The following is a 15523-nucleotide window of genomic DNA, read 5'->3' as shown; positions in this document are numbered from 1 at the left end:
TTACACGTTCGCTACGCGAACACCTTGCACGTAGATATTAACAGATTTAACTGCCATTCCTAATGTTTTATCTAGTGTATATTTTACTTTTGATTGTACTTGATAGGCTACTTCTGAAATTTTAGTTCCGTAACTAATAATGACATACATATCGATATGTAAATCTTCACCATCTTGACGAACGATTACTCCTTTTGCGAAATTCTCCTTACGAAGAATATCTGTTAAGCCATCACGAATTTGGTGTTTACTTGCCATACCGACGATGCCATAGCATTCAATCGCTGCTCCACCTGCTATTTGTGCAACAACATCATTAGAGATATCAATACTACCGAATTCATTTTTCAATTCTACTGACATTAGAATGCCTCCTGATTTCTTTTTGACTATCTCTTATTGTACTATACAAATTTTGATTATAAAAGAAAACCTATCAATTCGTCTACATTTAGACTGTAAAGGTTTTTTTCTTGAAAGTCTATCAAAATCAGTTGCATTAGGTAAAAGTGTGTGTTAAATTATTAAAGTATGTGAAATACCGAAGTGAAATCATGAATCTTTCAACTTCTTTATGAGGAGGGAAATAATATGCCAAAAAAATGTGTCATTACTGGACGTAAAGCTGTGTCTGGTAACAACCGTTCTCACGCAATGAATGCTAACAAACGTACTTGGGGCGCAAACCTTCAAAAAGTTCGTATTTTAGTAAACGGCAAACCAAAACGTGTATGGGTTTCTGCTCGTGCATTAAAATCAGGTAAAGTTGAACGCGTTTAATCCGTTCTTCCAAATAAAACGCCAAGTTGAAGTTATCAACTTGGCGTTTTTTCGTTTCCTTTTTTCTTTCTAGTAGCTGTTTTTTTAGGACCTGCAGGATCATTTGAAACCATCTGTAAACAAAATCGGGCAAAATTGCTAACTACTTTTGGTAATTGAAATGTGTATACTTTCAACTGGTCACTCCTTATCATCAATACTTCTTATCATTAAACATATGCCACTAGAAAATGAAATAGACGCATAATCGCCTACTATTTCATTACTTGTAAATCGAGTAGTCCCTATATCAATGACTTCATCTGTCGTTTCATAAAAAACATTTCGTAATGTTACATTTCTCACGACATCACCAAATGCAAAAAACGAAAGATATTTGAAATAGTGATCTGATACTATCTTATGTTCTCCAGGCAACAAAAATTGCAAACAATTAAAATTATTTATTATTTTTATTTCAATAGATGGATACATTTTTTGAACACGATATAAAATGTGTAAATTTGCTTCGTAATGGTCGAGTCTTCCACCTGTAACACCTGTTAAAAGAATCTCAGTCGGATTGAATTCTAATGCTTTCAATAGCGCTAGTTCTGTATCTGTTTCATCTTTTTCAGGTTTATGGCGTTGTATATTTGGTACGCGCTCATGAACCAATTGCCACTCTTCATTCGTTAATGAATCGAAGTCACCTACTGCTAAATCTGGAATAATCCCTCTATTCAACAAATAAACAGCTCCGTGATCAGCTCCGATAAATTTAACATCTTGGAAAGAAAAGAGGAAATCGTTCGATACGACTTCCTCCTCTGGACCTCCAGCACATATTATGACAACAGTCATCGTATAGACTGTTCTCCTGCCTCTAGAATGCTTTGTAATGCTTCTTTACGATTTTCTTTACCATAAATCGCAGAACCTGCTACAAAGATTGTAGCACCTGCTTGAGCGCATGGCACGATGGTTTCTGTGTTAATACCGCCATCTATTTCTATTTCCACATTTACATCCTTTTCTTTAATCAAAGCTGAAAGTTCTGCTATCTTTGGTACAACAGAATGAATGAATTTTTGTCCACCAAAACCAGGATTGACTGTCATTAATAATACTAAGTCAACATCTTCTAAAATATGTTTAATGGATTCAATTGGTGTATGTGGATTTAACACAACTCCAGGTTTCACTCCGAAAGAACGAATTAGTTGAATTGTTCGATGCAAATGACGGCATGCTTCAACATGAACAGTAATATAGTTTGCACCAGCTTTTGCAAAATCCTCTATATATTGATCTGGATTTTCAATCATTAAATGGACATCTAACGGAAGATTGGTTATTGGGCGCAATGCTTCTACAACAATTGGTCCCATAGTAATATTAGGTACAAAGTGGCCATCCATGACATCAATATGGATTAACTTAGCTCCTGCTTCTTCTACTTCTTTTACTTCATCTGCTAATTTTGAAAAATTAGCAGCTAAAATAGATGGTGCAATTTGAATCATAGTTTAGTACCTCGGCTTTCTATCAATAATTTCTTGTAAGAATTGTAGGTAATGATCATAACGATATTGTTCTACTTTTTTCTCTTCTACGGCTTTTTTTACTGCACATTTTGGTTCTTTTAAGTGCAAGCAGCCTCGAAATTTACAACTTTCCGATAATACAAAAAACTCAGGGAAACATTGAGTTAATTCTTCTTTTTCTATTCTATCAAAGTCAAAAGAGCTAAAACCAGGAGTATCAGCAATTAACCCTCCAGCTATTTCAATTAGCTCTACATGACGAGTTGTATGCTTTCCTCGACCAAGCGCTTCGGATATAATCCCCGTTTTTAGTTCTAGTTCTGGCATTAGTGTATTAAGTAATGTAGATTTACCAACACCTGATTGTCCCGCTAAAACAGTTAATTTACTTTGTAATAAAGGTATCATTTTAGTTAGTAAATTCGGGTCATCTTTATATGTCTCGATTATTCTATAACCAATTGCTTCATAATTGGCTTTATATTTTTCAATCTCTTGTAGTTCTTTTTCAGATAGTAAATCCGTTTTCGTCAAACAAATGATTGGATGCACTTGAAAGGATTCTAAAACCACTAAAAAACGATCCAGTAAAATCGTGTTAAATGCAGGTTCTTTCGTTGAAAATACAAGGATTGCTTGGTCAATATTTGCAACAGGAGGACGTACAAGTTCATTTTTACGTTCTAAAATAGCAGTAATTGTACCATCATTATTTCCTTCAACTTCATATTCTACATAATCTCCTACTAGCGGTGTTATTCCCTTATTACGGAAGACTCCGCGCCCCCGACATTGAATCAGTTGTTCACCATCTTGGACATAATAAAAGCCACTTAAAGCTTTTCTGATTTGGCCTTTTGGCATGTCCTTCCTCCTTATTTTAGAATTTAATATGCTACCTTTTCATTAATGATTACTTTACCATCACGCTCTACTTTGTATCTAGCCTCTTGCCCTTCTTCAATTTGAAGTTGAATCCTTTTCTGCTGAGTAGAATATAATTGAAATTCTTGTTCCACATCTTTAATTGAACGTGTATGGTCTTGAATATATATTCTTACCTGTTGAGGTTCACCTTCAACTTCTGGTTCGTAAGGAATCACTACAGATTTAACAAACAATTTAAGAGGTTTTGGTTCTTTTCCTTTTGATAGAACGACATCGATTTTACTACCTATAGCAACTTTTGTCCCTGCTTTTGGCGTTTGAGAAATAACTTGTCCTTTCGGAACGGTCTCTGAATATTCATCGCTTCCAATATGAATATTAAACCCTGAGGTTTTTGCATAAGAATCTAATGCTGTTTTGTCATATCCAAGTAAACTTGCAACTAATTCCTGTTCAACACCTTTACTTATTGTTAGGGTGACTGTCGTGTCTTTTGCTATAACACTTTCCCCTTCTTTAGGAGATTGTTGAATAATTGTCCCTTCAGTTTCATCGGAATAAGATTCTTTAACATTCACATTAAAGCCTTGCTTTTCAAGTAGTTGTTTTACTTGTGTAATATCCTTGCCAACATAATTAGTAATTTCCGTTTTTTTCGGTCCTTCGCTAATAGTTAAGTCAATCTCTGTTCCTTTCGTTCGTTCTTTCCCCGCTACAGGATTTGTCGAAATAATTTTATCTTCTTTAATGTCATCTGAATTTTGCTTTGTTTGGTCCCCGATAACAAATCCTGCATTTTCTAAAGTGCGGATTGCTTTGTCTACGTTTTGATTCGTTACATCTGGTACTTCATATCTTTTTTCAGAAAATAAATCTGGATATAAAAATAATACAATTAGAAAAACAAGTAAAAGACTAAGTAACAATCCTACAAAGATTAAAACTTTGTTTTTTCTTTTTCCTTTTTTCTCTTTTTTTTCATCATTGTACGAATCTTTTTCTTTTATAGGAATAGCTTTTGTCTTTTCTAAATCTTGTATGCTGTCAATTTCAGCTTCTTTTATAACAGGAATAAGCTTCGTCGCATCCTCATCGAAAGGTGGGATGAATTTTGTTTCATGACTTCTTTCATCAGATAAAACCGTTTCTAGATCTTCTTTCATCTCTTCAACTGATAAGTAACGATGAAGCGGATCTTTAGCAGTAGCTTTCAAGACCACATTTTCTAAACTTTGAGGTATTGATGGGACTATAGATCGTACAGAAGGTGTATCTGATTGTAAGTGTTTCAATGCAATTGCAACAGCAGATTCCCCAGAAAAAGGTAGTTCGCCTGTCAATAACTCATAAAGAACAATTCCTAAAGAATAAATATCAGATTTTTTTGTTGCGGTACCACCACGTGCTTGTTCTGGAGATAAGTAGTGTACTGTTCCTAAAACTGAATTGGTTCTTGTAAAGGAAGTATCCTCCAAAGCCATTGCAATACCAAAATCAGTAATTTTCACATTGCCAGATTCGTCCATTAAAATATTCTGTGGCTTAATATCTCTATGAATAATTTGATTTTGATGTGCGCTTGCAATTGCTGAAGTCAATTGTTTCATGATATTCACACATTTAACAGGGGCTAGTGGGGCGTATTTTTGTATGTATTGTTTTAATGTCTGCCCTTTCACGTATTCCATGACTAAATAATGCATATCCCCGTCTTCACCAACATCATAAATACTAACAATATTCGGATGTGTAAGACTAGTGGCTGATAAAGCCTCTCGTTGAAAACGTCGATGCATCTCTTGTTCATTTGAAAAATTATAATGCAATACTTTAATCGCAACATCGCGATCTAAAATCATATCATGTGCTAAGTAGACATTTGACATTCCACCGCCACCAATGACGTCAAGAATTTTATAACGTCCACTGATTCTTTTTCCAACGAGCATCCTTACACCTCCTCAATGTCTTTTGATAGCAGGATGAGTGTAATGTTGTCCTCTCCACCATTATCATTAGCTAATTGCACAAGTTGGCTACCTTTCTCTTGAAGGGTAGCTGAACTCATTATTATATTGTGCATTTCAATATTTGATATTTTGTTGCTTAGACCATCCGAGCAAATTAACATAAATGAATCGTCAAGAATCTCAACTTTATAGCTATCTGGTTCGATAGTAGATTCTGTTCCTAATGATTTAATAATATAGTTTTTCTTTGGATGACTTTCAGCCTCTTCCTCACTAATTTCACCGTTATCTACGAGAATATTGACATACGAGTGATCTCTAGTGACAAGGCGATTCTCTTCTTTAGTAACAAAGTAAACACGACTGTCACCTACATGACAAATAGTCGCATCATTTCCATTAAAAAGAACAGCAATAAGTGTAGTACCCATACCTTGGCAATCTTCATGTGTTAACGAGTATTGATAAAGTATTTTGTTAAGTTCTTTTACTGTTGAAACCAACCATTCTTCAATTGATTCATTTGTTTCAAAACGGGCTTTATCCGCCTTTAAAAATAACTCTTCAAAATGTGTAACAGCCATACGACTTGCAACATCACCTGCATTATGACCACCCATACCATCTGCTACAATAGCCAGTTGGTATGAGTCATCACGCGAGATAAAAGTTGCTGAATCTTCATTTACTGCTCTTTTCTTTCCAATATCACTTACAACAGTATATCTCACAACGTATCACCTCATTAGTGGGTCGTCTCTTCTTTTCTCTCCTTCGCACGTAATTGACCACAAGCTGCATCAATATCTGAGCCGTGCTCACGACGAATAGTAACATTGACACCATGTTTTTTTAGCGTTCTTTCAAAATCGAAAATCTTATTTCTTGGTGTTCGTACATAGTCACGTTCTGGTACATAGTTTACTGGAATTAAATTGACATGACATTTAATATCCTTAACAAGTTGTGCTAATTCCTCTGCATGTGCAACTGTGTCATTAACACCTCCAAATAAACCGTATTCAAAACTGATTCGGCGACCAGTTTTTTCAGTATAATATTTCACTGCTTCGATTAGTTCTGGTAGTTTGTAAGCTTTTGCAATCGGCATTAATTGTTGACGTAATTCTTGGTTCGGTGCGTGTAATGATAAAGCAAAGTTAATTTGTAATTGTTCATCTGCAAATTTATAAATCTTAGGAATAATACCACTTGTAGAAACGGTAATATGGCGAGCTCCAATATTTAACCCTTTCTCATGATTGATGACATGTAAGAATTGCATCATCGAATCATAATTATCAAATGGTTCACCAATTCCCATAATAACAACTGAACTTACACGTTGTTCCTTTTCATCTAATGCTTGTTGCACTTTCACAACTTGTTCTACAATTTCTCCAGGTAAAAGATGGCGTTTTAGCCCGCCTAAAGTTGATGCACAGAATGTACATCCAATACGACATCCAACTTGGGTTGTTACACATACAGAATTCCCATAATCATGAGCCATTAGTACAGTTTCAATTGAATACCCATCTTGTAATTGAAACAAAAACTTGATGGTACCATCTTTAGATTCTTGTTTTACTAAAGTATTCAATGTACTAAATGCAAATTTTTGTTGCAATTTTTCACGTAATCCTTTTGAAAGATTAGACATTTCTTCAAAACTTTTTACTCGTTTTATATATAACCAATCAAATATTTGAGCAGCTCTAAATGGTTTCTCTCCATTTTCTTTTAACCATTCTTGTAATTGGTCAGGTAATAATGAATAAATCGATTCGCGAAGTTGTGGTTTTTCTTTTTTAACTCTTGCTGTTGTTTTTATTTCTTGATCCATTAGTTTGTGGATCCTCCTTTTTTTCTGAAAGCAGCAACAAAAAAGCCGTCACTACCAAAATCTTGTGGAAAGACTTGCATCATACCTACTGTTTTTAATGCAGTTAATACTTCTGGTACATCTTTGATTGGAGATAACTCCATATCTGGATGAGCTTGTAGGAAAGCTTCAACAGTACCGTTGTTCTCCATTTTATCAATTGTACATGTACTGTAAACCATTTTGCCTTCATTTTTTAATAAAGTATATGCAGTATTTAATAGTTGAAGCTGAATTTTTTGTAAAGATTCAAAATCCTCTTCTTTTTTGGTGTATTTAATATCCGGTTTACGACGAATAACACCAAGGCCACTACAAGGTGCATCCACCAAAATACGGTCAAATGATTCCTTCTCAAATATTGAACTAGCTTTTCTTCCATCTAAAACTTGAGGTTGAATGATTGATAAACCTAAACGATCCGCATTTTGCTCAATAAGCTTAATCTTATGTGGATGTAAATCTGTTGCGATTAGTTCACCTTCGTTATTCATTTTTTCAGCAATATGCGTTGTTTTTCCTCCTGGAGCTGCACACATATCTAAAACTCTCATACCAGGAAGCACTTCTAACGCATATGAAGGTAACATTGAACTTTCATCTTGTATCGTTATAAGTCCTTCTTTAAATGCTGTAGAACGAGCAGCTTGTCCTTCTATTATGTGAAGACATTCAGGTATCACAGTACTGCGTTTAACTGAAAATTTTTCATCCCATAGACTACGTAAAGCTTCGTCAACTGTCGCTTTTGCAGTATTGACACGCACAGTTTGGATAGGGGGCAAATTATTTTCAAATAACATATTGGATGTTTTTTCTAATCCAAAACCATCAATATATCGACGTACTAGCCATTCAGGATGACTCGTCTCAATCGCTAAACGTTTAGCATCGTCTTCAATATTTGTTGTATCACGAATACCATCACGTAAAATAGAACGCAATATTCCATTAACCGTAGCACTAATACCACGATGACGTGCACGATGTTTTGCAATTTCTACTGCTTCGTTCACAGCTGCATGGTCAGGTATTTTCGTTAAAAATACAATTTGATACAAAGATATTCGTAATAGCCAGCGAACCCAATCCTCCAGCTTACCACGTACATATGGCTCCAAATAATAATCGAGAGTCATTTTATATTGCAATGTACCATACGTAATTTCTGTTAACAAACCACGATCTTTTGCATCGATTTTATATTTTTCTATTGTTTGATGTAACAACAAATTACTATAGGCTTGCTGTTTATCAACAGCAAGTAATATCGTCAATGCTGCATCACGAACATTACCATCCCAGATAGGCATGTTTTTTTTACTTTTACTCATTCAAAGCGGTCCCCTATCTGTAATTTTGAACCTACACCATTTAGGTAATTGACAGCTTCCATACGCTTTTTACCAGCAGGTTGTAAATCCATAATATCGATTGCTTGTCCTTCACCAGTTGCAACAGTAAAGAACTTTTTAGAAATACCAATAACTGTACCAGGTTGTTGCTGATGTGAAACAGAAGATTTTTTTGCCCACCAAATCTTCACATTTTGACCATCAAGAGTTGTATAAGCAGTTGGCCATGGATGTAAACCACGAATTTGGTTGTAGATAGCTGTATTATTTTTTGACCAATCAATACGTTCTTGTTCACGTGAAATATTATGTGCAAAAGACACTTTTGACTCATCTTGAGGAATTCGTTGATTTGTACCATCAATAATAGATGGAAGCGTAGCTTTAAGTAGGTCTCGGCCAACAATACTTAATTTTTCAAATAGGAGGCCTGTATAGTCTTCTTCTTCAATAGTTAGCGCTTGTTGTGCAATAATATCTCCTGCATCTAATTTTTCTGCCATATACATAATGGTTACGCCAGTTTCTTTTTGACCATCAATAACTGCTTGATGAATTGGAGCGCCACCACGATATGCTGGAAGTAATGATGCGTGTACATTTATGCATCCCAATTTAGGTGTATCTAACAATTCTTTCGGTAAAATTTGACCAAATGCTGCCGTAACGATTAAATCAGGATTTAATGCAATAATTTGTTGTAATTGTTCTGATCCTTTTAATCGTTCAGGTTGAATAACAGGTAATCCAAGTTCTACAGCAGCTGCTTTTACAGGTGGAGGAGTTAGAATATGCTTACGTCCAACGGGGCGGTCTGGTTGTGTAACAACTGCTTTTATGTCATACCCTTCGTCATGTAGCATTTGTAGGACAGGAACAGAGAAATCAGGAGTTCCCATAAAAACGATTGATATCATTGTTCTTCATCCTCCTCTGCATACATTTCTTCTATTTCTTGCAATGTATAAATTCTCGTGATTTTTTTATCAAATAAAATACCATGTAAATGATCAATCTCATGTTGAATAACACGTGCATCGTAGTCGTATGCTTCTAATTCATATAATGCTCCAGTACGGTCTTGTGCTTGTACTTTTACATATAGAGGACGTTCAACATCTCCATATAAATCTGGAAAACTTAAGCAACCTTCCATATCAACTCCTGTGTCTTCAGAAACTTCTACGATTACAGGATTAATAAGCTCTAGTACATCACGTTCTTCTCCAAGTTCTACCACTGCAGCCTGGATACTTTTATTTACTTGTGGAGCCGCAATACCCACACCATCATTTTCTAGCATTGTTTCATACATATCATCAAGTAATTTAGCTAGATCAGCATTGAATTTTGTCACTTCAGCTGCTTTTGTTTCCAATATCTTCGCGGGATTTTTCACAATTTCTAACAGTGCCATTTGGAACCTCTTTTCTTTATCTTCAAAATTAAATGGTAGAAGGATCTAAATCAACGGTAAGTTGAATACCCTTTTTAATCCATTCTGTACGATATATCCGAATCAATTGTTGTAATGTCTCAATTAAATTCGGTTCTTTTTTATATTTTATCAAACATTGATAGCGATATCGATTTTGCACTCGACTTATAGATGCAGCAGTAGGGCCTATTAAACCTACTTGAGTGGATAATTTCAATTTTAACCAATCCATCACTTTACCTGCATACTCTGCAGCCATCATAACATCTTCATGTGTTACTTGGATTAGTACAACATAAAAGTATGGTGGGTAAGCAAACTTATGTCGCATTGCCATTTCTTGTTCATAGAACGGTTCATAATGCTGCTCTTTTGACAATTGAATCGCATAGTGCTCTGGACTATACGTTTGAATAATCACTTCACCAGGTAAATCATGTCTTCCAGCACGTCCACTAACTTGAGTTAACAATTGGAAAGTACGTTCTGCAGCACGAAAGTCTGGAAGGTTTAAGGACGTATCTGCACTTAAAACCCCTACTAATGTGATTTTAGGAAAATCTAGACCTTTCGCAATCATTTGCGTTCCTAGTAGAATATCCGCCTTACCAGCGCCAAAATCATCCAAAATTCGTTCATGTGCACCCTTTTGCCTTGTTGTATCAACGTCCATTCTTAACACTCTTGCTTCAGGGAACACTTTATGAATTTCAGCTTCAATTTTTTGAGTACCCGTCCCAAAAAAGCGAATATGCTCACTGTGACACTCTGGACATTCTGTTGGAACATGTTGTTCATAACCACAATAATGACATTTTAAAGTTTCAGTTGAACGGTGATATGTCATAGAGATATCACAGTTCTTACATTGTACAACAGTTCCGCAATCGCGACATAAAACAAAAGAAGAATAGCCACGTCGGTTTAAAAATAATACCATTTGCTCCTTTCGAGCAAGTCTTTCTTGAATCGCTTCCGTTAAAGAGGTAGAAAACATCGAACGATTCCCACTATGAAGTTCTTCTCGCATATCTACTACCTGTACACTAGGAAGAGATTGTTTTTTAGCTCTCTCTGATAAAGTGAGCAAAGTGTAAACATTTTTCTTAGCCCTTGCAAAAGACTCAAGTGAAGGTGTAGCACTGCCTAAAATTACAGGACAATGATGAAAATGGCTGCGCCAAATTGCAACATCTCTAGCGTGGTAGCGAGGTGTATCTTCTTGTTTATAAGTAGATTCATGTTCTTCATCTAAAATAATAAGCCCTAGATTAGTAAAAGGAGCAAAAATAGCGGACCTAGCCCCTACTGCTACTTTTACTTCCCCACGGCCAATTTTTCGCCATTCATCATACTTTTCACCCTTAGATAACCCACTATGCATAACTGCTACTAAATCCCCAAAACGTGCACGAAATCGTTCAGTCATTTGGGGAGTCAATGAAATCTCAGGTACTAGAACGATTGCCTCTTGCCCTTGATTAATAGCCTCTTGAATAGCTTGCAGATATACCTCTGTTTTACCACTACCAGTGATACCGTGTAATAAGAAGGTAGTTGCGGCTTTTTCTTTCATAGATTGCAGGATTTGCGTTAATGCTTCAGTTTGCTCACCGGTCAATTCAAGTGCTTTCGATTTGTGTGCATCTTTTGCAAATGGATTGCGGTATACTTCCTCTTTGAAATAGCTAGCTGCTCCTTTTTCAATGACTCCATTTAATACGGCTGATGTAATATTTAACATTTCACAAAGCTCATGAGGGATAAACTCCTCACCTGCATGCTCTACCATCCATTCTGCAACTTGCACTTGTTTCTTTGCACGTGCAGGGATGGATGTAGCAATTTCTTGCAATTTAAACACATCGTCCAATACTTTCACTTTGCGAACAGCTTTTACTTTTCCTTGCTGTTTAACAACTGTTTTCTGTTCAACAAATCCCTGCTTCATACAATATTTAAGGAGTTTTAAAAGATTAGCTGCTTCAACTTTTTTATAAGGAATCATTTCTTTTTGACCAAACAATGACTGCAATTCGTCAGGTAAATTGGTCAGTTCAGTCGTTAGCTTAATCGTTTTCTCATACTTTGCCCGTAATGCAGAAGGTAGCATCACTTGTAAGGCATCTATTTCATAGCATAGAGTATGCACTGTCATCCATTTAGCGAGTTCAAGCATCTCTTCAGTTAGTACTGGTTCTATATCTAATAATTGTGTAATGGCTTTTAGTTTATTGTCAGGCACATCAGTTTGGTCTTTCAATGATGTGATAAATCCAAGCACATTTCTCGGACCAAAAGGCACTTTAACACGACAACCAACTTCTACAAGTTCCTCTAGTTCAGCAGGAACTAAATAGTCAAACGGCCTGTCCACAGGATAAGCAGAAACATCAACAATAATTTGCGCAATCATTGTGATATACCTTCTCTTTTTAGGATAGTCAAAAATAGCTCAGTAGCAAGTTGTTCCTTAGGCATTGATGCATAGTTTTTTTGGAAATCTTCTTTTCCAACTATTGTAACTGTGTTGGAATCTGTTCCAAAGCCACGATCTAATTTAGAAACATCATTTGCAATAATATAGTCCGCATTTTTTTTGATTAGTTTTCCTTTTGCATATTCTAATACATTATTCGTCTCCGCAGCGAAGCCGATAAGTAACTGATGTTGTTTCCGTTCACCTAAAGTTAGTAAAATATCAGTTGTTCTTTCAAGTTCAATACTTGTATCGCCAGCTTGCTTCTTCATTTTCTGAGGTAGATTCGTTTTAGGACGATAATCTGCAACTGCTGCCGCTTTTACAACAATATCTGAACCATCATATTCTCTTAAAATAGCTTGTAACATTTCTTCAGCGCTTTCTACAGAAATGAGTTTGACACCTACTGGAGGAGTAATATCAACAGGTCCTGAAACAAGTATCGTTTCTGCACCTAACTTCTGTGCTGCTGCAGCCATTGCATACCCCATTTTTCCAGAAGAAAAGTTTGTTAAATATCGTACTGGATCTATTCTTTCTCTAGTTGGGCCAGCAGAAACAACCACTTTTTTTCCTTTCAAAGGCAAGAATTTTGGTTTAAAAAATTGTTCTACTAAGGAAACAATTTTTTCTGGCTCTTCTAAACGACCCTTTCCAACATATCCACAAGCTAAAATCCCTTCAGCAGGCTCTATAAATTCATAGCCATCTTTCACTAAACGTTCAATATTTCGTATTACTGCCGGATGATCATACATATGTACATTCATCGCTGGAGCTATCCAAACTTTTGATGTTGTTGCAAGTAAAGTAGTTGTTACCATATCATCTGCAATACCATTAGCTAGTTTACCAATAATATTAGCTGTTGCTGGGGCAACGATGACAAGATCTGCCCAGTCTGCTAAATCAATATGTGCGATTACTCCTGAATCTTTCTCATCGAATGTATCTGTGTAAACATCATGTTTGGACATAACTTGAAAACTTAAAGGCGTTACAAAACGGGTTGCAGATTCTGTCATCATTACTTTCACATGTGCACCTGCTTGAGTAAGTTTACTAACTAGTGCAACTGCCTTATAAACTGCGATTCCACCTGATACACAAAGTAAAATGTTCTTATTTGCAATCATGTTTTTCTCCCTCTCGAAACAACACAAGCTCCCAAAGAAATAATTCTCTGGGAGCTACAGCGTTTTAGTTAATCAATTACACATCCGGCAAAATACACTAAGATTTTGTCAAATTGTTTTGACTAATATTCATCAAAATCCGTGTCAACTGCCAGAAGTCCAACCCTAATTAATAAATACGATTGAATAATGGTTAAACTTCATCTTCATAAACTTTATTTACATCTTGGTCTTCTATTGAAAGAACACCTGCAGCTACTTCTTCAAGGGCTTTCCCAACATTTTTGTCAGAAACATATGAAGATAAATGTTCTGAACTACCTTCTTGCATAGCACGAGCTCTTTTAGAAGCAAGGCTTACTAGTGAATATTTTGAATCGATTTTAGTTTTTAAAACGTCAACAGATGGAAATAGCATCTATTATTCTCCTCTCAACATAGCTAAATATTGTTTTTCTACACGTTCACGTCTACAATGTTCTGCAAGAACAATCGCATTTACTCGTTCACATGCTAATTGTACTTCATCGTTTTCCACGACATAATCGTACAAATTCATCATTTCTAATTCTTTGTTCGCAGCAGCTATACGTGTTGCAATTACTTCTTCAGTTTCAGTCCCACGGCCTATCAAACGTTGTTGCAATTCAGAAAGACTTGGTGGTGCTAGGAAAATGAATAAACCGTCTGGTACTTTTTCACGAATTTGTGCTGCACCTTGAACTTCAATTTCAAGGAATACATCACGTCCCGCATCCAAAGTAGCATTTACATAGTCAATAGGTGTTCCATAATAATTTCCTACGTATTCAGCATACTCAAGTAATTTACCTTGATCGATTAGCGTTTCAAATTCTTCTCTACTTTTAAAGAAGTAATCCACGCCATCAACTTCTCCCTCACGTGGTTTACGCGTGGTCATAGAAATAGAATATTCATAATTGGTATCTGGTTGTGAAAATAACTCTTTTCTCACTGTTCCTTTGCCGACTCCCGACGGACCAGATAAAACAATTAACAATCCACGTTCTCTTCTCATTATCTCTCCCTCATCGTTCCAAAAAGTTAATCATACAATAATTATTGCTATTATTCAATATTTTGAACTTGTTCTCTCATTTTTTCTATTATTGCTTTGGCCTGTACAACAGCATTTGCTGCATCAACTGACTGGTTTTTTGAACCAATCGTATTAATCTCGCGATGTATTTCTTGCATTAAAAAGTCAAGTTTACGACCAATGGAAGTATCCTCTTGCAATGTTTCATCTAATTGTTTTAAATGACTTGCTAAACGATCTAATTCTTCTGCTATATCCGCTTTTTCAGCAAAAATAGCGACCTCTGTTAAAAGACGGTCTTCTAAATAATCTGCTTGACTAATTTCCTTTATACGCTCTATAAGCTTATCACGATATTTCTCCACAGCTTGTTGAGAAACCTCTTTTATAATAACAATTTGCTCTTTTAAAGCTTTTTTGAAACCTAAAATAGTTTCTAATAATTCCTGACCTTCTCTTTGTCGCATTTGAATAAGAACTTGAGCCGCTTCTTCGACAGCTACTTCCACAGCATTTAAAATTTCTTCTTTTGAAACTTGTTTCATTTCTAAAATCAATGCTTGATCAAGTTGTAAAATTTCAGACATAGACCATTTTTCATCTAGTGGAACTTGTTTTCTTAACTCATCTCTTGCTTCTTTATAAGTATTAACCAAATTCCAATTGATTTTCACAGTTTGTCCAAGTGGCTCTAATTCTTTCACGTAGACGGATACATCTAACTTTCCCCTCGAAACTTTTGTAGAGAGTACTTTTTTTGCAAATACTTCCGCTTCAGTCCATTCTTTTGGAAATCGTGTAGAAATTTCTAAAAAGCGATGATTTACCGAACGGATTTCTACGGTTAACTGCAATTGATCCGTTGTTGTGACACCCCTGCCAAATCCAGTCATACTTCGTACCAAGGTCAGTCACATCCTTCTTTGCATACTATCCATAAGTATATCATAAGATAAAGTTATTGTGCATAATCATAAATTGGTTTAGAAACATTCTGCATTTC

Annotated in this window: 17 protein-coding genes; 1 reads left to right on the top strand and 16 read right to left on the bottom strand. The window is 35.7% G+C overall.

Annotation, left to right across the window (positions count from 1 at the left end):
- Positions 1 to 363: an Asp23/Gls24 family envelope stress response protein gene (locus tag D1606_RS01475; RefSeq protein WP_119414246.1), complete on the bottom strand. Its 363-nt coding sequence runs from the start codon at positions 361 to 363 to the stop codon at positions 1 to 3.
- A gap of 228 nt (positions 364 to 591) precedes the next feature.
- Here D1606_RS01475 and rpmB point away from each other — a divergent pair, with 228 nt between their 5' ends.
- Positions 592 to 780 carry a 50S ribosomal protein L28 gene (gene rpmB, locus D1606_RS01470; protein WP_102692702.1) on the top strand — a complete coding sequence of 63 codons (189 nt, stop codon included), beginning with the start codon at positions 592 to 594 and terminating at the stop codon, positions 778 to 780.
- A 35-nt stretch (positions 781 to 815) separates the two neighbouring features.
- On the opposite strand, the gene spoVM is transcribed toward rpmB, so the two are convergent.
- From spoVM to D1606_RS01395, 15 genes are all read right to left on the bottom strand, one after another.
- A complete protein-coding gene (spoVM, locus tag D1606_RS19015; RefSeq protein WP_233547996.1) occupies positions 816 to 956 on the bottom strand; it encodes a stage V sporulation protein SpoVM in 141 nt (46 codons plus the stop codon).
- A 4-nt stretch (positions 957 to 960) separates the two neighbouring features.
- Positions 961 to 1623, bottom strand: a complete 663-nt coding sequence (locus D1606_RS01460; RefSeq protein WP_119414245.1) for a thiamine diphosphokinase — start codon at positions 1621 to 1623, stop codon at positions 961 to 963.
- Entirely contained in the window at positions 1620 to 2285 is a 666-nt protein-coding gene (gene rpe / locus D1606_RS01455; RefSeq protein WP_119414244.1) for a ribulose-phosphate 3-epimerase, read from the bottom strand. Before rpe ends, D1606_RS01460 begins: the two co-directional genes overlap by 4 nt.
- Before the next feature lie 3 nt (positions 2286 to 2288).
- On the bottom strand, positions 2289 to 3170 hold the full coding sequence (gene rsgA / locus D1606_RS01450) for a ribosome small subunit-dependent GTPase A (RefSeq protein WP_119414243.1): 882 nt from the start codon (positions 3168 to 3170) through the stop codon (positions 2289 to 2291).
- Positions 3171 to 3193: 23 nt separating this feature from the next.
- Positions 3194 to 5143: a Stk1 family PASTA domain-containing Ser/Thr kinase gene (gene pknB, locus D1606_RS01445; RefSeq protein WP_119414242.1), complete on the bottom strand. Its 1950-nt coding sequence runs from the start codon at positions 5141 to 5143 to the stop codon at positions 3194 to 3196.
- A gap of 2 nt (positions 5144 to 5145) precedes the next feature.
- Positions 5146 to 5895 carry a Stp1/IreP family PP2C-type Ser/Thr phosphatase gene (locus tag D1606_RS01440; protein ID WP_119414241.1) on the bottom strand — a complete coding sequence of 250 codons (750 nt, stop codon included), beginning with the start codon at positions 5893 to 5895 and terminating at the stop codon, positions 5146 to 5148.
- A 14-nt stretch (positions 5896 to 5909) separates the two neighbouring features.
- Entirely contained in the window at positions 5910 to 7010 is a 1101-nt protein-coding gene (gene rlmN, locus D1606_RS01435) for a dual-specificity RNA methyltransferase RlmN (RefSeq protein ID WP_119414240.1), read from the bottom strand.
- Complete coding sequence (gene rsmB / locus D1606_RS01430; protein ID WP_119414239.1) at positions 7010 to 8383, bottom strand: 16S rRNA (cytosine(967)-C(5))-methyltransferase RsmB; 1374 nt, start codon at positions 8381 to 8383, stop codon at positions 7010 to 7012. Before rsmB ends, rlmN begins: the two co-directional genes overlap by 1 nt.
- On the bottom strand, positions 8380 to 9321 hold the full coding sequence (gene fmt, locus D1606_RS01425) for a methionyl-tRNA formyltransferase (RefSeq protein ID WP_119414238.1): 942 nt from the start codon (positions 9319 to 9321) through the stop codon (positions 8380 to 8382). The genes rsmB and fmt overlap by 4 nt, the downstream gene beginning before the upstream one ends.
- The gene (gene def, locus D1606_RS01420; RefSeq protein ID WP_119414237.1) at positions 9318 to 9821 is read right to left on the bottom strand and encodes a peptide deformylase; all 504 of its coding nucleotides are present in this window, start codon (positions 9819 to 9821) and stop codon (positions 9318 to 9320) included. Before def ends, fmt begins: the two co-directional genes overlap by 4 nt.
- Positions 9822 to 9849: 28 nt before the next feature.
- Entirely contained in the window at positions 9850 to 12258 is a 2409-nt protein-coding gene (gene priA / locus D1606_RS01415) for a primosomal protein N' (protein WP_119414236.1), read from the bottom strand.
- Positions 12255 to 13460: a bifunctional phosphopantothenoylcysteine decarboxylase/phosphopantothenate--cysteine ligase CoaBC gene (coaBC, locus tag D1606_RS01410; RefSeq protein ID WP_119414235.1), complete on the bottom strand. Its 1206-nt coding sequence runs from the start codon at positions 13458 to 13460 to the stop codon at positions 12255 to 12257. Before coaBC ends, priA begins: the two co-directional genes overlap by 4 nt.
- A gap of 193 nt (positions 13461 to 13653) precedes the next feature.
- Positions 13654 to 13878, bottom strand: a complete 225-nt coding sequence (gene rpoZ / locus D1606_RS01405) for a DNA-directed RNA polymerase subunit omega (protein ID WP_119414234.1) — start codon at positions 13876 to 13878, stop codon at positions 13654 to 13656.
- 3 nt (positions 13879 to 13881) lie between these two features.
- Positions 13882 to 14499, bottom strand: coding sequence for a guanylate kinase (gmk, locus tag D1606_RS01400; RefSeq protein WP_119414233.1), 618 nt, complete (start codon positions 14497 to 14499; stop codon positions 13882 to 13884).
- Positions 14500 to 14549: 50 nt separating this feature from the next.
- Complete coding sequence (locus tag D1606_RS01395; RefSeq protein WP_119414232.1) at positions 14550 to 15425, bottom strand: YicC/YloC family endoribonuclease; 876 nt, start codon at positions 15423 to 15425, stop codon at positions 14550 to 14552.
- Positions 15426 to 15523 lie beyond the last annotated feature (98 nt).

The organism is Rummeliibacillus sp. POC4 (assembly GCF_003576525.1).
GTDB lineage: Bacteria > Bacillota > Bacilli > Bacillales_A > Planococcaceae > Rummeliibacillus.
Note: the sequence above shows the minus strand (reverse complement) of the source record. Positions and strands in the feature narration are given on the sequence as shown.